Annotated in this window: 15 protein-coding genes; 8 read left to right on the top strand and 7 right to left on the bottom strand. The window is 70.1% G+C overall.

Annotated elements, in window-relative coordinates; genetic code table 11:
* Window positions 1–10: 10 nt before the first annotated feature.
* The 3 genes from ACEJ41_RS02255 to ACEJ41_RS02245 all read right to left on the bottom strand — a co-directional run bounded on the left by ACEJ41_RS02255 (window position 11) and on the right by ACEJ41_RS02245 (window position 3,721).
* Window positions 11–355 (bottom strand): FmdB family zinc ribbon protein, encoded by a 345-nt coding sequence (locus tag ACEJ41_RS02255; protein ID WP_374013178.1) that lies wholly within the window; start codon window positions 353–355, stop codon window positions 11–13.
* Between the two features lie 7 nt (window positions 356–362).
* The gene (locus tag ACEJ41_RS02250; protein WP_374013177.1) at window positions 363–1,631 is read right to left on the bottom strand and encodes a cation:proton antiporter; all 1,269 of its coding nucleotides are present in this window, start codon (window positions 1,629–1,631) and stop codon (window positions 363–365) included.
* A 170-nt stretch (window positions 1,632–1,801) separates the two neighbouring features.
* Window positions 1,802–3,721, bottom strand: a complete 1,920-nt coding sequence (locus tag ACEJ41_RS02245; protein WP_374013176.1) for an ABC-F family ATP-binding cassette domain-containing protein — start codon at window positions 3,719–3,721, stop codon at window positions 1,802–1,804.
* 122 nt (window positions 3,722–3,843) lie between these two features.
* Between ACEJ41_RS02245 and ACEJ41_RS02240 the strand changes: the two genes are divergently transcribed.
* Together ACEJ41_RS02240 and ybaL are read left to right on the top strand one after the other, a co-directional pair.
* Complete coding sequence (locus ACEJ41_RS02240; protein ID WP_374013175.1) at window positions 3,844–6,231, top strand: TonB-dependent receptor plug domain-containing protein; 2,388 nt, start codon at window positions 3,844–3,846, stop codon at window positions 6,229–6,231.
* 87 nt (window positions 6,232–6,318) lie between these two features.
* Window positions 6,319–8,019, top strand: coding sequence for a YbaL family putative K(+) efflux transporter (ybaL, locus tag ACEJ41_RS02235; protein ID WP_374013174.1), 1,701 nt, complete (start codon window positions 6,319–6,321; stop codon window positions 8,017–8,019).
* A 60-nt stretch (window positions 8,020–8,079) separates the two neighbouring features.
* On the opposite strand, the gene ACEJ41_RS02230 is transcribed toward ybaL, so the two are convergent.
* Both ACEJ41_RS02230 and clpB read right to left on the bottom strand, forming a co-directional pair.
* Entirely contained in the window at window positions 8,080–9,366 is a 1,287-nt protein-coding gene (locus ACEJ41_RS02230) for an O-acetylhomoserine aminocarboxypropyltransferase/cysteine synthase family protein (protein WP_374013173.1), read from the bottom strand.
* Between the two features lie 178 nt (window positions 9,367–9,544).
* Window positions 9,545–12,130: an ATP-dependent chaperone ClpB gene (gene clpB / locus ACEJ41_RS02225; RefSeq protein ID WP_374013172.1), complete on the bottom strand. Its 2,586-nt coding sequence runs from the start codon at window positions 12,128–12,130 to the stop codon at window positions 9,545–9,547.
* A gap of 158 nt (window positions 12,131–12,288) precedes the next feature.
* Between clpB and ACEJ41_RS02220 the strand changes: the two genes are divergently transcribed.
* A complete protein-coding gene (locus ACEJ41_RS02220; protein ID WP_374013171.1) occupies window positions 12,289–12,561 on the top strand; it encodes a GIY-YIG nuclease family protein in 273 nt (90 codons plus the stop codon).
* Between the two features lie 37 nt (window positions 12,562–12,598).
* Here ACEJ41_RS02220 and ACEJ41_RS02215 read toward each other — a convergent pair whose 3' ends face one another.
* Complete coding sequence (locus tag ACEJ41_RS02215) at window positions 12,599–13,135, bottom strand: DUF4166 domain-containing protein (protein WP_374013170.1); 537 nt, start codon at window positions 13,133–13,135, stop codon at window positions 12,599–12,601.
* A gap of 123 nt (window positions 13,136–13,258) precedes the next feature.
* Here ACEJ41_RS02215 and otsB point away from each other — a divergent pair, with 123 nt between their 5' ends.
* From otsB to ACEJ41_RS02190, 5 genes are all read left to right on the top strand, one after another.
* Window positions 13,259–14,023 (top strand): trehalose-phosphatase, encoded by a 765-nt coding sequence (otsB, locus tag ACEJ41_RS02210; RefSeq protein ID WP_374013169.1) that lies wholly within the window; start codon window positions 13,259–13,261, stop codon window positions 14,021–14,023.
* A gap of 34 nt (window positions 14,024–14,057) precedes the next feature.
* Complete coding sequence (locus ACEJ41_RS02205; protein WP_374013168.1) at window positions 14,058–15,845, top strand: glycoside hydrolase family 15 protein; 1,788 nt, start codon at window positions 14,058–14,060, stop codon at window positions 15,843–15,845.
* Window positions 15,842–17,209: an alpha,alpha-trehalose-phosphate synthase (UDP-forming) gene (gene otsA / locus ACEJ41_RS02200; RefSeq protein WP_374013167.1), complete on the top strand. Its 1,368-nt coding sequence runs from the start codon at window positions 15,842–15,844 to the stop codon at window positions 17,207–17,209. Before ACEJ41_RS02205 ends, otsA begins: the two co-directional genes overlap by 4 nt.
* Before the next feature lie 105 nt (window positions 17,210–17,314).
* Window positions 17,315–18,103 carry a YdiY family protein gene (locus tag ACEJ41_RS02195; RefSeq protein WP_374013166.1) on the top strand — a complete coding sequence of 263 codons (789 nt, stop codon included), beginning with the start codon at window positions 17,315–17,317 and terminating at the stop codon, window positions 18,101–18,103.
* Window positions 18,104–18,141: 38 nt separating this feature from the next.
* A complete protein-coding gene (locus ACEJ41_RS02190) occupies window positions 18,142–19,053 on the top strand; it encodes an SMP-30/gluconolactonase/LRE family protein (RefSeq protein WP_374013165.1) in 912 nt (303 codons plus the stop codon).
* A 40-nt stretch (window positions 19,054–19,093) separates the two neighbouring features.
* On the opposite strand, the gene ACEJ41_RS02185 is transcribed toward ACEJ41_RS02190, so the two are convergent.
* Window positions 19,094–20,536: a DUF1501 domain-containing protein gene (locus ACEJ41_RS02185; RefSeq protein WP_374013164.1), complete on the bottom strand. Its 1,443-nt coding sequence runs from the start codon at window positions 20,534–20,536 to the stop codon at window positions 19,094–19,096.
* Window positions 20,537–20,542: the final 6 nt, after the last annotated feature.

Genomic DNA, 20,542 nt, shown 5'->3' with positions numbered 1-20,542 from the left:
TGCGCGCCGCTCAGCTGGCGCCGGGCGCGGCCGGTGCCGGCTTGGCCGCGGGCGTGCTGTCGGGCTTGGCGGCCGGAGCGGGGGACGCCGCGGCGCCAGCACTGGCCTGCTTGGCTGCGTCGGCCGGCTTGGCGCCGTCACCGCCGTCGACCAGGTTGCGCTTGCGGTCGCCATCCTTCTTGAAGTCGGTCTCGTACCAGCCGCTGCCGGCAAGCCGGAACGCCGGCGCGGTCACCTGGCGCTTGATCGCCTGCGCCTGGCACTCGGGACAGGTGTCCGGATCGGGATCGGAGAGCTTCTGCAGCCGGTCGAAGGAATGACCGCAGCTGGTGCACTCGAAAGCATAGATGGGCATGGCGTTCTCAGCGTACTGGTTCCTGCGGTACATGCAGTTGGGGGCGCGGGGCCTGCGCTTCAAGGGCGGCGTCATCGGCAACCGGCGCGGCGGCAGGCGCGGCAGGCGCGGCGGGCACGGCCCAGGCCGGCGCCGGCGCGTCCTGCATTGGGTCCACGTCGAACGGGGTGCGGAACACCAGCGACGGCAGCAGCGTGGTCAACGCCGCATACAGCACCAGGCCGCCGAACAGCGCGTCGGGGATGCCGAAGCGCCCGTGCAGGATGGCGGCCAGCACCAGGGTGAAGATCAGCGTGGGCGTCAACGCCAGCGACACCCGCAGGCTGCTGTGCAGGCTCTCGCCGAACAGCAGCCTGCGCTGCGCCCAGGTTTCCAGGATCCGCAGCGGCACCACCACCGCGGTGAGGATGGCGCCCAGGACCATGGCCTCGAAGCTCAGCGCCGCCGCCGGCACGCCGGTGCCGGCGTGGAAGAAGTAGAACGGCACGAAGAAGCTGGCGAACAGGCGCAGCGCGTGCAGGTTTTCGCCGGACGCCAGCGCCGGCATCTTGCGTTGCAGCAGCCGCGCCACGAGGCCGGCGATGAACGCGCCGACCAGGTAGTACACGCCCAGGTTGAAGGTGGCGAACGCGGCGATCAGCCCGACCATCACCAGCAGCGAGAACTCCGAACCCGGCGCGTGCGGCACCACCCATCGGCCCAGCGCGATGAACAGCAGCGGCAGGCCCACCATCAGCCCGACCAGGGCCGCCGATGAGATGGCCAGGCCGACCATGTCGCCGGCCTGCAGCACCACGAACAAGGCCGCCAGCGCCAGCAGTTCGCCGGCGATGGCCTTGTTGGTGACCCAGAAGCGCTCTTCCTCGTCCAGCCCCAGCCGGCCGAGGGTATCGACGATGAAACCGGTGGAAGGGGTCAGCAAGGCCAGCGCCAGCAGCGCGGCCGCCTGCCAGCCCAGGTCCGCATAACGCCACCCCAGCCAGGCTGCCGCGCCCAAGGCCAGGCCACGGATGAACAGGTGCGCCAGCAGCGGACGCAGCCCGCGCCGCAGCGCCTGCACGTCCACTTCCAGGCCGGCGAACAGGAACAGCGAGGAGATGCCCAGGGTGGACAGCAGTGCCACCACCGGATCATGCGCGCCGTCGCTCAGCCACAGCATGGCGCCGATTCCGAACACCAGGCAGGTCAGCGGTGCAGGCAGGCTGAAACGCTGCAGCGCGCGCGGCACCACCAGCAGGGCGAAGATCAGGGCGAGATGGATCAGTTCCTGGCTCATGGCATGCATCGGCAAAGGCGGGGGCATGGTCGCCGTCCATGCGCGGGGCGGCAAGGGGCGCGACCGGGCCACGAGGACGCCCGTGGCGTGGCCGCGATGCCGGGCCCATCGGGCGGACGCCTCGCGGCGGACGCATCGGGCGGCGGTTGCAGCGGCCCGTGCGCGTGGGCTCAGGCGTCGTCGAGCAGTTCCAGCCAGGCCTGCTCGGCCTGCTCCAGGCGCTGCGCCGCCGCTTCACGGGCGCGACCCAGCTCGGCCAGGCCGGCCGGGTTGGCCAGCAGCGCCGGGGCCGCCAGTTGCCGGTCCAGCTCGGCCACTTCGGCTTCCAGTTCGCCGACGGCCTTCTCCGCCGCCGCCAGCTTGACCGGGTTGGGCGGCTTCCTGGGGCCGGCTTTCGATGGCGCGGCGGGGGCCGCCGCCGGCGGGGCCGACTCGGCCAGGCGCTGGCGGGTGCCCTGCGCGGCCGGGCGGGTGCGCAGCCAGGCGGCATAGTCGTCCAGATCGCCGGAGAACGGCTCCACCACCCCGTCGGCCACGCGCCAGAAGGTGTCGCAGACCAGGCCGATGAGATGGCGGTCGTGGCTGACCATCACGATCGCGCCGTCGAAGTCGGCCAGCGCCTCGGCCAGCGCCTCGCGCATTTCCAGGTCAAGGTGGTTGGTCGGTTCGTCCAGCAGCAGCACGTTGGGCTGCTGCCAGGCAAGCAGGGCCAGGGCCAGGCGCGCGCGTTCGCCGCCGGAGAAGCCATCCACGACCTCGAAGGCGCGGTCGCCCGGGAAGTTCCACTTGCCCAGGAAATCGCGGAATACCTGGGTGGGGGAATCGGGCGAGAGCTCGCGGAAGTGGTCGATCGGCGACTGGCCCTCGTGCAGCGACTCGACCGTGTGCTGGGCGAAATAGCCGATGCGCAGGTCCGGGTGCGCGCTGCGGGTGCCGGCCAGCGGCGCCAACTCGCCCACGAGCGTGCGCACCAGCGTCGTCTTGCCGGCACCGTTGGGGCCAAGCAGGCCGATGCGGTCGCCCGCCTCCAGGCCGAAGCCGATCCGGTGCAGGATCACGGCCGGGCCGGCGGACGCGGCCTTGCGCCCCTCTGCGCCGGATTCCGGGTCGGTGGCTGCCCCGGCATAGCCGCAATCGGCCTCGTCGAGCCGGATCAGCGAATGCGGCAGCCGCTGTGGCGGGGCGAACTCGATCCGGAACTCGCGCTCCATCCGCACCGCCTCGGTGCCGGCCAGCTTGGCCAGGCGCTTCATCCGCGATTGCGCCTGGCGCGCCTTGCTGGCCTTGGCCTTGAAGCGGTCGATGAAGCTCTGCAGGTGGGCGCGCTCGGCCTGCTCCTTCTCGTGCGTGATCTGCTGCTGGCGCAGCTGCTCGGCGCGCTGGCGCTCGAAATCGGTATAGCCGCCCACGTACAGCTTCGCGTTGCCGCCGTGCAGGTGCAGGGTATGGGTGGCGACGTTGTCCAGGAACTCGCGGTCGTGCGAGATCAGCAGCAAGGTGCCCGGGTACTTCAGCAGCCACTGCTCCAGCCAGTACACCGCGTCCAGGTCCAGGTGGTTGGTGGGCTCGTCCAGCAGCAGCAGGTCCGAGGGCATCATCAGCGCGCGCGCCAGGTTCAGGCGCACCCGCCAGCCGCCGGAGAACGAGGACACCGGGCGGCGATGGGTGTCGGCGCCGAAGCCCAGGCCGTGCAACAGGCGTCCGGCGCGCGCCTCGGCGTCGTAGCCGTTGAGTTCGGCCAGCTTCTGGTGGGCGGCGGCCACCGCCTCCCAGTCCTCGCGCGCGTTGGCCTGCGCTTCCTCGCGCAGCACCGCGGCGATCACCGCGTCGCCGCCGAGCACGAAGTCCAGCGCTGGGTCCGGCAGCGAGGGCGTCTCCTGCGCAACCGAGGCGATGCGCAGCCTGCCGGGCAGGTCGATGTCGCCGGTATCGGCTTCCAGCTCGCCGCGCACGGCGGCAAACAGGCTGGACTTGCCGGTGCCGTTGCGCCCGACCACGCCCACCCTGTAGCCGGCGTGCAGGGCCAGGTCGACATTGGACAGCAGCAGGCGTTCGCCGCGGCGCAGGGCGAAGTTGCGCAGAGAGATCATGAGGGGGAAAACCGGCTTATGAGGAATCGGGAATCAGCAGATGTCGAGGCGTCCTGCGACATTTCGGGCATTTTAACGAATACTTGACGTTACGCGTCCCCTTTCCACAACGGAGTCCCCCCATGTCCGTGAAGCCTTCCCTGCTGGCCGCCGCCATTGCCGCCCTGCTCGCCCCTGCCGCGCACGCGCAGGCACCGCAGGCCTCCGAGCGCGCGCCGACCGTGCTCGACACCCTGATCGTCACCGGCACCCGCATCACCGATCGCACCGTGGCCGAGTCGCAGTCGCCGATCGACATCATCACCGCCGAGTCGCTGCAGGCCACCGGCACCGGCGAGCTGGCCACCGCGCTGGCCCGTGCCCTGCCCTCGCTCAACTTCCCGCGCCCGGCGCTGACCGACGGCACCAGCGGCGTGCGCCCGGCGCAGTTGCGCGGCCTGGCCCCGGACCAGGTGCTGATCCTGGTCAACGGCAAGCGCCGGCACCTGTCGGGCCTGCTCAACATCAACGGCAGCATGGGCCGCGGCTCCTCGGCGGTGGACCTCAATGCGATCCCGGTGTCGGCGGTGGAGCGGGTGGAAGTGCTGCGCGACGGCGCTTCGGCCCAGTACGGCTCCGATGCCATCGCCGGGGTGGTCAACATCGTGCTCAAGGGCGCGTCCGAAGGCGGCAGCCTGGCCGTGGACCACGGCCGCCATGCCGAGGGTGATGGTGCCCGTTACCAGCTGTCCGGCGACGCCGGCGTGGGCTTCGGCGACGGCCGCGGCCGCCTGCACCTGGCCGGCCAGATCAGCCAGCAGGACCCGACCAACCGCAGCGGCCCCTACCAGGGCAGCGCACCGCACACCGGCAACTTCCCGGGCGTGGGCGAGGCGGCCTTCATCATCGGCGACCCCAAGGCGCAGACCACGGCGGTGTCGGCCAACGCCGGCTTCCAGTTCAGCGATGCGGTCAGCGGCTATGCCACCGCGGCGGCCAGCAACCGCGACGTCACCTCGTTCGCGTTCTACCGTTCGCGCAACCACAGTGGCCAGGGCGCGCTGCTGGCGCAGCTCTACCCGGAAGGCTACGTGCCGCAGATCAACCAGTACCTCAAGGACCGCTCGCTGGTGGCCGGGGTGCGCGGCAGCACCGATGGCGGCTTCGGCTGGGACGTGAGCTACAACCACGGCTACAACCGCATCGACTTCCACACCCGCAACACGGTCAACTACTCGCTGGGCGTGGACAGCCCCTCCAGCTTCTACGATGGCGCGCTGGAGTACACCCACAACATCCTCAATGCCGATTTCACCCAGACCCTGGACTGGGGCCTGGCCTATCCGGTGACCCTGTCCTTCGGCGGCGAGTACCGCGAGGAGAAGTGGAACCAGTCGCCGGGCGAGCCGGGCTCCTACGAGAACGGCGGCGCCCAGGGCTTCCCGGGTTTCACCCCCGTCAACGCAGTGCACGCCAAGCGCGACAACTGGGCCGCCTACGCCGGCCTGGAAGGCGACTTCACCGAGCGCCTGTCGGCCGGCATCGCCGCGCGCTACGAGGACTACTCCGATTTCGGCAGTGAAACCTCCGGCAAGCTGTCGGCGCGCTATGCATTCAATGATGCGGTGGCGCTGCGCGGCACCGTGTCCACCGGCTTCCGCGCCCCGTCGCTGGCCCAGCAGGGCTACCAGGCGGTATCGAGCATCATCGACGCCGGCGTGTTCACCGAGCGCGGCACCTTCCCGGCCAGCAGTGCCGCGGCCCAGGCCCTGGGCGCGCAGCCGCTGCAGGCCGAGACCTCGCAGTCCTACAGCCTGGGCCTGGTGATCCAGCCGGGCGACCGCCTGTACCTGACCATCGATGCCTACCGCATCGACATCGACGACCGCATCGTCTATTCCTCCAACATCGCCTCCACCGCGGCCGCGCGCGCGCTGCTGACCGGCCTGGGGCTGTCGCCGGTGGACCGCTTCGCCTACTTCACCAATGCCCTGGATACCACCACCGAGGGCGTGGACCTGGTCGCCACCTACAGCGTGCCGCTGGCCGCCAGCGCGCTGGCCTTGACCGCCGGCTACAGCTACAACCAGACCGAGATCACCCGGCGCAGCGACAGCCCGGCGGTGTTCGCCGACCTGGGCATCACCACCGCGCTGATCGGGCGCGACGAGCTGGGCCGGATCGAGGAGAGCTTCCCCGAGGACAAGGGCATCCTCGGTGCCAGCTGGACCGGCGAGCGCTGGAGCCTGGGCGTCAATGCCACCCGCTATGGCGGCTTCACCGTGCGCAACGCCTCCGGCGCGGCGCGCGACCAGGCCTATGGCGACCAGTGGGTGGTGGACGTATCGGCCAGCTTCCGCCCCGATGCACGCTGGACCCTGACCCTGGGCGCCGACAACGTGACCGACAGCTACCCCGACCGCCAGGTCAACGAGCTCAACAGCACCTACGGCGTGTTCCCGTACAGCAACTACTCGCCGGCCGGCTTCAACGGCGCCTACGTGTACGGCCGCATCGCCTACCGCTGGTGAGTGCTGACACGGGGCTGTTTGCCGTGATCCGGGCACTTCGGTGAAACTTCCTTCCCGAGCGCGACGCGCGCCAGCCCCTTCTTCCTGATGCCGCACGACACCAGCCTGATCGACATCGTCGCGGTCGGACTGGCCCTGGCCTTCGTGCTGGGCGCCATTGCCAACCGCCTGCGCCTGTCGCCACTGGTGGGCTACCTGCTGGCGGGCATCTGCGTGGGCCCGTTCACCCCCGGCTTCGTCGCCGACCAGGAGATCGCCCACCAGCTGGCCGAGATCGGGGTGATGCTGCTGATGTTCGGGGTGGGCCTGCATTTCTCGATCAAGGACCTGCTGGCGGTCAAGACCATCGCCATCCCCGGCGCCATCGGCCAGATCCTGGTGGCGACCGTGCTGGGCTGGGGCGTGGCCTCGCTGATGGGCTGGCCTGCGCTGCACGGCGTGATCTTCGGCTTCGCACTGGCCACCGCGTCCACCGTGGTGCTGCTGCGCGCGATGGAGGAGCGCCGCCTGCTGGAAACCGTGCGCGGCAAGATCGCGGTCGGCTGGCTGATCGTGGAGGACCTGGCCTGCGTGGTGGCACTGGTGATGATGCCGGTGATCGCCGACGTGTTCGGCCCCGAGGCCGGCCGCCAGCCGACCCTGGTCAGCGTACTGGCCTCGATCGGCTGGACCTTCGTGCAGCTGGGCCTGTTCGTGGTGGTGATGCTGGTGGTCGGGCGCCGGGTGATCCCGTGGGTGCTGGAGAAGATCGCCGCCACCGGCTCGCGCGAGCTGTTCACCCTGTCGGTGCTGGCCATCGCCCTGGGCGTGGCGTTCGGCGCGGCCTCGCTGTTCGGGGTGTCGTTCGCGCTGGGCGCGTTCTTCGCCGGGATGATGCTCAACGAGTCCGAGCTCAGCCAGAAGGCCGCGCACGATTCGCTGCCGCTGCGCGACGCCTTCGCCGTGCTGTTCTTCGTCTCGGTGGGCATGCTGTTCGACCCGGCGATCCTGGTCGAGCACCCGTGGCAGGTCCTGGCCACGGTGCTGATCATCATGTTCGGCAAGTCGGCCGCCGCGTTCTTCATCGTGCGCGCGTTCGGCCATTCCAAGAGCACCGCCCTGACCATCTCCGCCTCGCTGGCGCAGATCGGCGAGTTCGCCTTCATCATCGCCGGGCTGGGCGTGGCCCTGAAGATCCTGCCCTTGACGGCGCAATCACTGGTACTGGCCGGCGCGCTGATCTCGATCCTGCTCAATCCGTTCGTGTTCAGCCTGCTCGACCGCTGGCTGCTGGACCACCCGCAGGCGCTGCCGGCTGCGGCCACGCCGGAACCGGCACCGGGTCCGTCGCTGGACCTGCATGACCACGCCATCGTCATCGGCTACGGCCGGGTCGGCAGCACCCTGGCCGCGATCCTGCGCGATCGCGGCGTGCCGGTGCTGGTGATCGACGACAACAAGGACCACGTGGAGCGTGCGCATCGCGAAGGGCTGCCCGCCATCCGCGGCAGCGCCGCCGCCGACCGGGTGCTGGCCGAAGCGCATCCGGAGCGCGCCAAGATCGCGGTGCTGGCGATCCCGCAACCGCTGGAAGCCGGCGAGGCGCTGGCCAAGCTGCGTGCGATCAACCCGGGGCTGACCCTGCTGGCGCGCGCGCACAGCGATGCCGAGGTGCGCCACCTGCTGGCCCACGGCGCCGACGGCGCGGTGATGGCCGAGCGCGAGCTGGCCCATTCGCTGGCGGAGATGATCATGGCGACCCCGCCGTTCCGCTACATCGGCCGCGAGATGGAACTGCCGCCGGTCTGACCACGGGCCGGGCGCGGCGGCGCGCGGACGCGCCCGCCGGCCACGGCAACTCCGCGCTGCTCAGGCCCCGGCCAGCGCCTGGTCCAGGTCGGCCAGCAGGTCGTCCACGTGCTCGATGCCGATGCACAGGCGCACGGTGTCCTCGCTCACGCCGGCCTTCTTCAGCTCTTCGGGCGACAGCTGGCGGTGGGTGGTGGACGCCGGGTGGGTGGCCAGCGACTTGGCATCGCCGATGTTGACCAGGCGGGTGAACAGCTGCAGCGCATCGAGGAAGCGCGCGCCGGCCTCGCGCCCGCCGGGCAGGCCGAAGGTGAACAGGCCCGACGCGCCCTTGGGCAGGTACTTGCGCGCCAGCGCGTGCTCGGGGTGGTCTTCCAGCCCGGCGTAGTTCACCCAGGCCACCTTCGGGTGCTTGCGCAGGTGGCGGGCGATGGCCAGGGTGTTCTGGTTGATCCGCTCCATGCGCAGGCCCAGGGTCTCGATGCCCTGCAGGATCAGGAACGCATTGAACGGCGACAGCGCCGCGCCGGTGTTGCGCAGCGGCACCACCCGCGCACGGCCGATGTAGGCCGCCGGGCCCAGCGCCTCGGTGTAGACCACGCCGTGATAGCTCACGTCCGGCTCGTTGAGCCGCGCGAAGCGCGCCTTGTGCTCGGCCCACGGGAACTTGCCCGAATCGACGATCGCACCGCCGATGCTGTTGCCGTGGCCGCCCAGGTATTTGGTCAGCGAATGGACCACGATGTCGGCGCCGTAGTCGATCGGGCGCAGCAGGTACGGCGAGGCCACGGTGTTGTCCACGATCAGCGGCACGCCGTGGGCGTGGGCGACCTTGGCCACCGCCTCGATGTCGGTGATGTTGCCCAGCGGGTTGCCGATGGATTCGACGAACACCGCCTTGGTGCGCGCGTCGATCAGCTTGGCGAACGACTGCGGGTCGGCATGGTCGGCAAAGCGGGTCTCGATGCCGAACTGCGGCAGGGTGTGCGCAAACAGGTTGTAGGTGCCGCCATACAGCGCGCCGGAGGACACGATGTTGTCACCGGCCTCGGCGATGGTCTGGATGGCGTAGGTGACCGCGGCCTGCCCGGACGCCAGCGCCAGCGCCGCGATTCCGCCCTCCAGCGCGGCCACGCGCTTCTCCAGCACGTCGGTGGTGGGGTTCATGATCCGGGTATAGATATTGCCCGGCACTTTCAGGTCGAACAGGTCCGCGCCGTGCTGGGTGTTGTCGAAGGCGTAGGCCACGGTCTGGTAGATCGGCACGGCCACCGCGCGGGTGGTCGGGTCGGGGCTGTAGCCGCCGTGGACGGCGATGGTTTCGGGCTTCCAGTTCTGTTCGGTCATGGCGTCGGGCTCCGGTGCAAAGGCGTCCGCCAACCATAGCCCAGCGCCAGCCCGGGGGCACGCCCGGCCCGCCGGCTCCGGCGGCAGGCGGATGCAGGGCGCGCAGCAGCGGAGCCGGGCCCGGCGCGCAGTGCGGGCGCCGCCGGGCGCACCCGCAGCCCGCGCCGATGCGGCCGCGTCAGCCGGCGCCGAACACCAGCTTGCCGCCCTCGGCGTCCACCCGCACGGTGTCGCCGTGGCCGAAGTCGCCCGACAGGATCTTCTGTGCCAGCGGGTTCTCCACCTGCGCCTGGATCGCGCGCTTGAGCGGGCGCGCACCGTACACCGGGTCGAAGCCGACGTTGCCCAGCAGCTCCAGCGCCGGCTCGGACAGCTCCAGCGCCAGGCCGCGCTCGGCCAGGCGCTTCTCCAGGCCGCGCAACTGGATCCGGGCGATGGCCTTGATCTGCGCCTTGTCCAGCGGGTGGAACACGACGATGTCGTCCAGCCGGTTGATGAACTCCGGGCGGAAATGCGCCTGCACCACGCCCATCACTGCTGCCTTCATCTGCACGTAGGCCTCGGGCGTGCCGTCGCCGGACAGCTCCTGGATCTGGTTGGAGCCCAGGTTGGAGGTCATCACGATGACGGTGTTGCGGAAGTCCACGGTGCGGCCCTGGCCATCGGTCAGGCGCCCGTCGTCCAGCACCTGCAGCAGGATGTTGAACACGTCCGGATGCGCCTTCTCCACCTCGTCCAGCAGGATCAGCGAGTACGGCCGGCGGCGCACCGCCTCGGTGAGGTAGCCGCCCTCCTCGTAGCCCACGTAGCCCGGCGGCGCACCGATCAGCCGCGCCACCGAATGCTTCTCCATGAACTCGCTCATGTCGATCCGGACCATGGCCTCGTCGCTGTCGAACAGGAACCCGGCCAGCGCCTTGCACAGTTCGGTCTTGCCCACGCCGGTGGGACCGAGGAACAGGAACGAGCCGATCGGCCGGTTCGGATCGGACAGCCCGGCGCGCGAACGGCGCACCGCGTCGGACACCACCTCGATGGCCTCGGCCTGGCCGATCACCCGCGTGCCCAGCTCCTGCTCCATGCGCAGCAGCTTGTCGCGCTCGCCCTCGAGCATGCGGTTGACCGGGATGCCGGTCCAGCGCGAGACCACCTGCGCGATCTCCTCGTCGGTCACCCGGTCCTGGACCAGGCGGAACTCCTTCTGCTCGACCTGCTGGGCGGCGGCCAGCTGCTTCTCCAGCGCCGGCAAGGTCGCGTACTGGATCTCGCCCATGCGGGTGTAGTCCTGGCGCCGCTGCGCGGCCTCCAGCTCGAGCCGGGCCTGTTCGATCTGTTCCTTGATCCGGGTCGCACCCTGCAGCACCGCCTTTTCCGACTTCCACACTTCGTTGAGGTCGGAGAACTCACGCTCCAGCCCCTCGATGTCGGCCTCCAGGTCGGCCAGGCGCTTGCGCGAGGCCTCGTCTTTCTCCTTCTTCAGCATCTCGCGCTGGATCTTCAGCTGCACCAGGCGCCGCTCCAGGCGGTCCAGCTCCTCGGGCTTGGAGTCGATCTCCATGCGGATGCGCGAGGCCGCCTCGTCCATCAGGTCGATGGCCTTGTCCGGCAGCTTGCGGTCGGCAATGTAGCGGTGCGAAAGGGTGGCCGCGGCCACCACCGCCGGGTCGGTGATCTCCACGCCATGGTGCATGGCGTAGCGCTCCTTCAGGCCACGCAGGATGGCGATGGTGTCCTCGACCGTGGGCTCGCCCACGAACACCTTCTGGAAGCGCCGCTCCAGCGCGGCATCCTTCTCGATGTACTGGCGGTATTCGTCCAGGGTGGTGGCGCCGATGCAGTGCAGCTCGCCACGCGCCAGCGCCGGCTTGAGCATGTTGCCCGCGTCCATCGAACCCTCGGCCTTGCCCGCGCCGACCATGGTGTGCAGTTCGTCGATGAACAGGATGATCTGGCCTTCGTTCCGGGACAGGTCGTTGAGCACGCCCTTCAGGCGCTCCTCGAACTCGCCGCGGAACTTGGCGCCGGCAATCAGCGCACCCATGTCCAGCGACAGCACGCGCTTGCCGCGCAGGCCCTCGGGCACCTCGTTGTTGACGATGCGCTGGGCCAGGCCTTCCACGATGGCGGTCTTGCCCACGCCCGGCTCGCCGATCAGCACCGGGTTGTTCTTGGTCCGGCGCTGCAGCACCTGGATGGTGCGGCGGATCTCCTCGTCGCGGCCGATCACCGGGTCCAGCTTGCCGGACTCGGCGCGCGCGGTGAGGTCGATCGTGTACTTCTCCAGCGCCTGGCGCTGGTCTTCGGCGCTCTCCGATTGCACCGTCTCCCCGCCGCGGACCTTGTCGATCGCGGCCTGCACCCCGGCCTTGTTCGCGCCGGCGGCCTTGAGCGCCTGGCCGACGGCACCGGTGTCCTCCAGCGCCGCCAGCACGAACCATTCGCTGGCGATGTACTGGTCGCCGTGCTGCTGGGACAGCTTGTCGGTGAGGTTGAGCAGGCGGGTGAGGTCGTTGCCCACCGACAGGTTGCCGGCCTGGCCGGACACCCTGGGCAGCTTCTCCAGCGCCTCGCCCAGGCGCTCGCGCAGCAGCGGCACGTTGACCCCGGCCTGGGACAGCAGCGGGCGGGTGCTGCCGCCGGACTGGTCGATCAGGGCCACGAGCACGTGCACCGGCTCGAGCAGGTTGTGGTCGCGGCCCACGGCCAGCGACTGCGCGTCGGCCAGCGCCTGCTGGAAACGCGAGGTGAGCTTGTCCATCCGCATTGGAGGATCCTCGAAGGCAAGTGGCCGGCGGTCCCGGCGATGCTACCGAGATGAGGTTGCGGCGGGACGTTTCAAGGGACACGGGGCCCGTGGGAGAGACGGCGGCGGCGGCGGCCACGGCCACGGCCGGCGCGCCCGCGTGGATGGATAATGCGTGCATGCCCGATGCCCGCCCCTGGTACCTGTACCTGCTCCAGTGCCGCAACGGCGCCTGGTACGCCGGCATCAGCACCGACGTGGACGCCCGCTACCTGGCGCATGCCGCCGGCAAGGGCGCGCGCTACACCCGCGCCAACCCGCCGGTCCGCCTGCTCGGCAGCCGTGCCTTCCCGGACCGCGCCGCCGCCGCCCGCGCCGAGTGGGCGATCAAGCAATTGCCGCGCGAACGCAAGCTGGCTTTCCTGTGCGACCCGGCAGACACGCCCGCGTAGGCAGAGGAATGCTCCTGCAACGGCAGCGGACCCGGCCTCAGGCCGCCACTGGCTCCAGCCAACCCTCGTAGTGGATCAGCGGACCCAGCAGCGGCAACGCGGCCTCGACCCGGAACTCATAACGGCCCTCGTGCTCGCGTTCGCGGCAGCGCACCCGGGCTAACAACCGCGCAGGCAACGGCACGATGCCCAGCAGGCGCACCCCGACCGCGTTCCAGTAGATCGCGCCATCGGCGGTGTGCAGGGCGAAGCGGAACTGCAGCGGCCCCAGCCGCTCCTGCAGCAGCCCGTTGCGGCAACGCAGGCGCGTGGCCATCGGATGGCCGCCGAAATCTCGCCGCCAGGTTTCGCTGCGGGCATCGGCGCTGAACTCCACCTGCAGCGGTGCATCGTCCATTGCCGGTGGCAGCCCGGCGACCGCCGCACACAGCCGCGCCAGCAGATTGCGCCCGCGCGCGACCCGCACCCTGCCGGCATAACAGGCGTGGCCGCGCACCGAGTGCAGCGCACGCACGGTGGCGGGCAGGTTGAAGAACGGCGCACGCAGCACCTGCTGGAACACGGTTGGATCCATGCGCGACATTCCCCCCTGGAACCGGCGCCAAGCATAGCGCCCGCAGCCACCGCACAGCTGTGCGCGGGTGCCCGCAGGACGCCCAGACCTGACCATCACGCCAGGTTCGTGCAGAATGGCCCCATGGCCGACGTGATTCCCCACCGCCCGTCGCCGCCGCTGCTCGATGACGACTGCGCGTTGTTCCTCGACGTGGACGGCACCCTGGTCGACTTCAGCACCGATCCCTCCGCCGTGCGCCTGCTGCCGGCGGTGCGCGAGGCGGTCGGCCAGGTCGCCGACCGCCTCGGCGGCGCGGTTGCCCTGGTCAGCGGCCGCCCGCTGGAGCAACTGGACACCCTGTTTGCGCCGTTGCAGTTGCCCGCCGCCGGCCTGCACGGGCACCAGATGCGTGGCGATGCGCATGCGCCGGTGGCCGCCGCCGGAGACAGCCTGGCACGGTTGCAGGCGCTGCACCGCAAGGCCGCGCAACTGGCCCTGGACCATCCGGGCGTGCAGGTGGAAGACAAGGGCGTGAGCATGGCCCTGCACTGGCGCGCGGTGCCGCAGGCGGCCGAGGCGGTGACCGGCTTCGCCCGCCAGCACCTGGAGGGCATGCCCGGCTACCGGCTGCAACCGGGCGACCATGTGGTCGAGTTCGTGCCCGAGGGCAGCGACAAGGGCCGCGCGGTGGAGCGGATGATGGCGCGTGCGCCGTTCACCGGGCGCACCCCGGTATTCGTGGGCGACGACCTCACCGACGAATTCGGCTTTGCCGCGGCCAACCACGCCGGCGGCTGGAGCGTACTGGTGGGCAGCCGCACCACCAGCGCGGCCACCCACGCACTGCCCGGTACCCGCGCGGTGCACGCCTGGCTGATGGCCAACGCAACGCACCAACAGCGGTAGCGCATCGCGCGCCCGCCCCGGACCCGGGAATGGAATGGACGTAAACGAGGCAAACCTGCAACTGGGCGTGATCGGCAATGGCAGCTTCGGCGCCCTGGTCGACGCACGCGGGCGCGTGGTCTGGGGTTGCCTGCCGGCCTTCGACGGTGACCCTGCCTTCTGTGCGCTGCTGTCGCCGCGGGTGCACGAAGGCGGCGATTTCGGCGTGGAGCTGGAGGATTTCAGCCACGCTGAACAGGCTTACCTGCCCAACACCGCGATGCTGCGCACGGTCCTGCACGACAGCCGCGGCGGCTCGCTGGAAATCCTCGACTTCGCCCCGCGCTGGAAGCAGAACAGCCGGGTCTACCGCCCGGTGTCGATCGTGCGCCGGATCGTGCCGCTGTCGGGCAGCCCGCGCATCCGCCTGCTCGTGCGGCCGCTGGCCGACTGGGGCGCGCGCGCGCCCGAGCACACCTGGGGCAGCAACCACATGCGCTGGCTGCTGCCTGGCTTCACCCTGCGCCTGACCACCGACGCGCCGGTGCGCTTCGTCCGCGACAGCCTGCCGTTCACCCTCACCCACCGCCTGCACCTGGTGCTGGGCCCGGACGAGCCGCTCAACCGCTCCATCGCCGGTTACGTGGAAGAAGCGGCCGGGCGCACCCAGGAATACTGGCGCGAGTGGGTGCGCTACCTGTCCATCCCGCTGGAATGGCAGGAGGCGGTGATCCGCAGCGCCATCACCCTGAAGCTGTGCCAGTACGAGGACAGCGGCGCGATCATCGCGGCCATGACCACCTCCATCCCGGAGGCGCCGGGCACCTCGCGCAACTGGGATTACCGCTACTGCTGGCTGCGCGACGCCGCCTTCGTGGTGCGCGCGCTCAACCGCCTGGGCGCGACCCGCAGCATGGAGGAGTTCCTGCGCTACATCTTCAACATCGCCACCACCGACGGCAGCCTGCAGCCGCTGTATGGCATCGGCTTCGAGGACCGGCTGGACGAGCACGAGGTCGAATCACTGGCCGGCTACCGCGGCATGGGCCCGGTGCGGCGCGGCAACCTGGCCTGGGTGCAGAAGCAGCACGACGTGTACGGCAGCGTGGTCCTGGCCTCGACCCAGCTGTTCTTCGACCAGCGCCTGGTCGACCCGGGCGATGCGCACACCTTCGCCCGGCTGGAGCCGCTGGGCGAGCGTGCCTTCGCCCTGTACGACGTGCCCGACGCGGGCCTGTGGGAATTCCGCGGCCGCGCCGAAGTACATACCTACACCGCGGCGATGTGCTGGGCCGCGTGCGACCGCCTGGCCAAGATCGCGGTGCGCCTGGGCCTGGACGAACGCGCCGGCCACTGGCGCACGCGCGCCGACACCATCCGCCAGGCCACCCTGACCCGGGCCTGGCGCCCGGAGGTGGGGCATTTCAGTGCATCGTTCGAAAGCCACTACCTGGATGCATCGCTGCTGCTGCTGTCCGACCTGGGCTTCGTGGCGGCCAACGACCCGCGCTTCGTGTCCACGGTGGAGGCCATCGGCCGTGAGCTGCGCCACCGCGACGGCATGTTCCGCTACGTGGCCCCGGACGACTTCGGCACCCCGGAGACCAGCTTCACCATCTGCACGTTCTGGTACATCGATGCGCTGGCCGCGATCGGGCGCATGGACCAGGCGCGCGACCTGTTCGAACGCGTGCTGGCGCACCGCAATCACCTGGGCCTGCTCTCGGAGGACATGTCGTTCGAGGATGGCCAGGGCTGGGGCAACTTTCCGCAGACGTACTCGCACGTGGGTCTGATCATCGCCGCCACGCGGCTGTCCCGTTCCTGGCAGGAGGCCTCATGAGTCGTCTGGTCGTTGTATCCAATCGTGTCGCGGTCCCGGGCGAAAGCCGCGCCGGCGGCCTGGCCGTGGCCCTGCAGGCAGCGCTGGGCGAGCGCGGCGGCGTATGGTTCGGCTGGAGCGGCAAGACCGTGCGCGGGGCCAGCGGCGAGATCCGCGAACACGTCGACGGCGACATCCGCTACGTCACCGTGGACCTGGACCGTGCCGACCTGGATGCCTACTACAACGGCTTCTCCAACCGCACCTTGTGGCCGCTGCTGCACTTCCGCCTGGACCTGGTCGACTACGACCGCGCCACCCGGCTGGGCTACAACCGGGTCAACGAGATGTTCGCCGACAAGCTGGCGCCGATGCTGCGCGACGACGACATCGTCTGGGTCCACGATTACCACCTGATCCCGCTGGCCTCGATGCTGCGCGAGCGCGGCGTCGGCTGCAAGATCGGTTTCTTCCTGCACGTTCCGGTGCCCTCGGCCGACCTGCTGATGGCCATGCCCGACCACCGGCGCCTGTTCTCCACGCTCTACGCCTACGACCTGCTCGGGTTCCAGACCCGGCGCGACAACGACCGCTTCCAGTCCTACGTGCGCCTGTATGGCGGCGGGCGCATCGTCGAGCCGGGGCTGCTGGAGGCACCGGACGGGCACCGCTTCCGCACCGGCACCTTCCCCATCAGCATCGACACCCCACTGATCGAGCGCCAGGCCGCTGCGGCCATGTCCAAGCCGGCGCTGCGCGACATGCGTGCCAGCCTGGAACGGCGGATGCTGGCCATCGGCGTGGACCGGCTGGACTACTCCAAGGGCCTGCCCGAGCGATTCCACGGGTTCGAGCGCTACCTGCAGCGCCATCCGGAACAGAAGGGCAGCCTGACCTACCTGCAGATCGCGCCGGTGTCGCGCGGCGACGTGGGCGAGTACCAGCAACTGCGCAACCAGCTGGAGCAGATCGCCGGCCACATCAATGGCGCCCATGCCGCACCGGACTGGACCCCCCTGCGCTACGTCAACCGCAACATCCCGCATGCCACCCTCACCGGCTTCTACCGCAGCGCGCGGGTGGGCCTGGTGACCCCGCTGCGCGACGGCATGAACCTGGTGGCCAAGGAGTACGTGGCCTCGCAGGACCCGGAGGACCCGGGCGTGCTGGTGCTGTCGCTGCTGGCCGGCGCGGCCCAGGAACTGCCGCAGGCGCTGATGGTCAACCCGCACGACCTGGACGGCGTGGCCGATGCGATCGCCGCCGCCGCCACCATGCCGCTGGCCGAACGCAAGGAGCGCTGGCACGCGATGATGGAGCACCTGCGCGAGCGCGACATCCATGCCTGGCGCCGCGATTACCTGGCCGCACTGGAAGCGGCCTGACGCCCGCCGCCGGCCACGCCCGGCCGCACCGCAACACCGATCATCCGCCGCCGCCGCACCGCTGCGGCGGCTTGCCTTTCAACGCCACGCCATACGGAAAGCCCCATGCCTCGCCCTGCAAATATCTTCCCCCTGCCCACCCTCGCCATCCTGCTGGCAGCCCTGCCTGCGCCCGACGCCACCGCCCAGGACACTGCGCCCGATGGCTGGTCCGGCACCGGCGAAGTCGGCCTGGCCCTGGCGCGCGGCAACTCGCGCTCGGAGAACCTCAACCTGCGGCTGGCCTTCGCGCGCGAGGACGACCGGCGCAAGCACTCCCTCAGCGCCAGCGCGCTGCGGGCCAAGGGCGAGGTGAGCGGCGATTTCGATGGCGACGGCACCTCCGAGGAGCGCTATTCGCTGAGCGCCAACCGCTACGAGCTGGCCGGATCCAGCGCCTGGCGCTTCAACCCGCGCAACCACCTGTCCGGTTCGGCACGCTACGAGCGCGATGATTTTTCCTCCTACGACTACCAGGCCACGGTCGCTCTGGGCTATGGCCATCACTTCATCCGCTCCGAGCGGACCCGCCTGCTGGCCGAGGCCGGCCCCGGCTACCGGCGCGCACGCGAGGCCGACACCGGCCAGGTGCAGAGCAGCCTGATCGTCCGCGGCATGGTCGACTTCCGCCACCAGCTCACCGCCAACACCACGCTGTCCAACACCCTGCTGGTGGAGTCGGGCAAGGACAACACCTTCGCCCAGAACGACCTGGGCATATCGGTGTCGATGAACGAACGCTTCGCGCTCAAGGCCGGCCTGCAGGCACGCCACAACACCGATGTGGACGCCGCCGCGGGCATCCGCAGGACCGACACCCTGACCACGGTCAATCTGGTCTATAACTTCCGCTGAGCGCGGCAGCGGCTGCGCGCATCCACCTGGAGACCGGCATGAGCGTATCCACCGTCACCCGCCGCACCGTCGGCGCCGCGATCCTGGCGCTGGCCTGCGTGGCCGCGCCGGCCGGCGCGACCGCCGCGGCCACGCCGCCCGAACCGGTATGGGAGGCCACCGGCCTGCACATGCCCGAGTCGGTGGTCTACGACGCCGCACGCGACCGCTACTACGTGTCCAACATGGCCAGCTGGGGCGAGGATGCGGTGCCGGGTGACGGCTTCATCAGCGTGCTCGATGGCCACGGGCGCGTGGCGCAGCTGCACTGGGCCACCGGCCTGCACAACCCCAAGGGGCTGGCCCTGGCCAACGGACGCCTGTACGTGGGCGACGATGATGCGCTGGTGGAAATCGATGTCGGGGCCGGCACGGTGCTGGCCCGGCATGCGCCCGCCGACGGCCCCGGCCAGTTCAACGACTGCACCGCCGATCCCGATGGCAACGTCTATGTCTTCAGCAGCCGCCTGGACACCGTGTTCCGCCTGTCAGGCGGGAAGTTCGAGCCGTGGGCGCCGCTGGACGTGGCCCGCACCGGCCGCCCCAACGGCCTGCGCGCCGAGGCCGATCGGCTGCTGCTGGGCAGTTGGAGCGTCCCTGCGCCCGAGGGCGAACAGGAAGGCCACATTTCCACCCTGGCCTATGCGGACCAGGCGATCGGCCGGATCGGCGACGCACCGCTGGGCCACATCGACGGCATCGAGCCCGACGGCCACGGCGGTTATACCGTCACCGACTGGACCCGCGGCCACGTGTTCCACCTCACTGCCGACGGCCAGCCGACCCTGCTGTTCACCCTGCCCAAGGGCGCGGCCGACCACCACTACCGGATCGACCGGAAGCTGCTGGTGGTGCCGCAGTTGCTCGACAACGTGGTCCGCGCCTACCACTGGGAACCTTCGGCCCCCTGATCGGCGATGGCCGCCGTCCTCGCGGACGGCGGCCGGTCGCTCAGCCCATGATCGGCAACAGCGTGGGCGAGAACCCGGAAAGTCCGGGGAAGATGGTGTTGAGGTCGTTGCGCGACACACCCAGCCAGTTGGCCATGGTGGCGCCGTACTGCGCGACCGACGTGGTGGGCACCATCTGTCCGCGCTGCAGCGACTGCTCGCCATTGAGTTCGAGCAGGGGGTACTGCCCCCACACCCGGCCACCGGCATGGCTGCCGCCCTGGGCGGGCGAACCGCCCATCACCATCTGCACGCCACCCCAGCCGTGGTCCGAACCACTGCCATTGGAGTTGAGCGTGCGCGCGAAGTCGCTGATGGTGAACGTGGTGACGTCGTTGAGCGCATTGAGCTCCACCAGCGCCTCGCGGAACGCCTGCAGGCCTTCGGACAACTGGCGCAACAGGGTCGGCTGGACGCCCGGGTCCATCTGCGCACGGTGGGTGTCGAAACCCCCCAGCTCGGCGTAGAAGATCTGGCGCTTGTGCCCGACGGCGGAACTGCGCCCGACCTTGATCAGGCGCGCGACCATGCGCAGCTGGTCGGCCAGGCGGTTGCCGGTGGGGAACACGGTCTGGATATCGCCACCATTCTCGGGACGCAGCCACTGGGAGGTGCGCTTGGCCAGCTCCAACGAGGTTTCGCCGATCAGGGCCAGGCGGTTCTCCATCAGCGAGTCGTACTGGCGGCCCAGCAGTTCGTTGAGCGCATTGGCGCGAATGGTTTCCTGACGGCCATTGCCGCTGAAACGGTGCAGGCTGCTCGGGCCGGACGAGAACATTGCATAGGGCAAGGTGCTGGCGCCGGTCTGGAAGGTGCTGCCGCCGCCGGTGACGCTGATGCCCGGAGGCAGCAACGGCGTCTGGGCGTTGAGGCTCCGCAACTGGTCCGCAACGCGCCCGCCCCAGCCGGTGGCGATCATCTGGCTGGAGGTGCCACGCATCCACTGCGTGGTCTGGCTGTTGTGCGAGAACAGCTCGACCGGGTAGGCCTTGGCCTTGCGGTTGAACTCGTCCTTGCTGAGCGGCACCGCCAGGGTACCGACGTTGGCCAGGAACGACAGCTCGCCGCGGTCGAACATCGCCTTCATCCCGGCACACGAAGGATGCAGGCCCCACTGCTTGCCGGTGGTTTCCCTCACCGGAAGCAACTGGTCGCGGCCGATCGCCAGGCCACCGGGGTTGGCGGAGGAATACGTGCCGCCACGGCTCTGCTGGTAGATCGCGTACTCGGCCGCCTCGTACGGCACGAGCATGTTGAACGAGTCGTTGCCGCCACGCAGGTAGATGCACACCAGCGCGCGGTAGTCGTTGAGCCCCGGCTCGGCGGCAAGTGCGCGGCCGGCCATTTCGAGCTGCGGCAACAGGGCATAGGCCGCGCCACCGGCGCAGACCCCCGCCAGCGCACGCAGGAAGGTGCGCCGGTCTTCACGATTGGATTTGCTCATGGTTCG

Origin of the sequence: Pseudoxanthomonas koreensis, assembly GCF_041890415.1 — a bacterium.
GTDB classification, from domain to species: Bacteria; Pseudomonadota; Gammaproteobacteria; order Xanthomonadales; family Xanthomonadaceae; genus Pseudoxanthomonas; species Pseudoxanthomonas koreensis_A.
The sequence above is the reverse complement of the archived record's forward strand: the minus strand, read 5'-3'. Positions and strand labels throughout refer to the sequence as shown.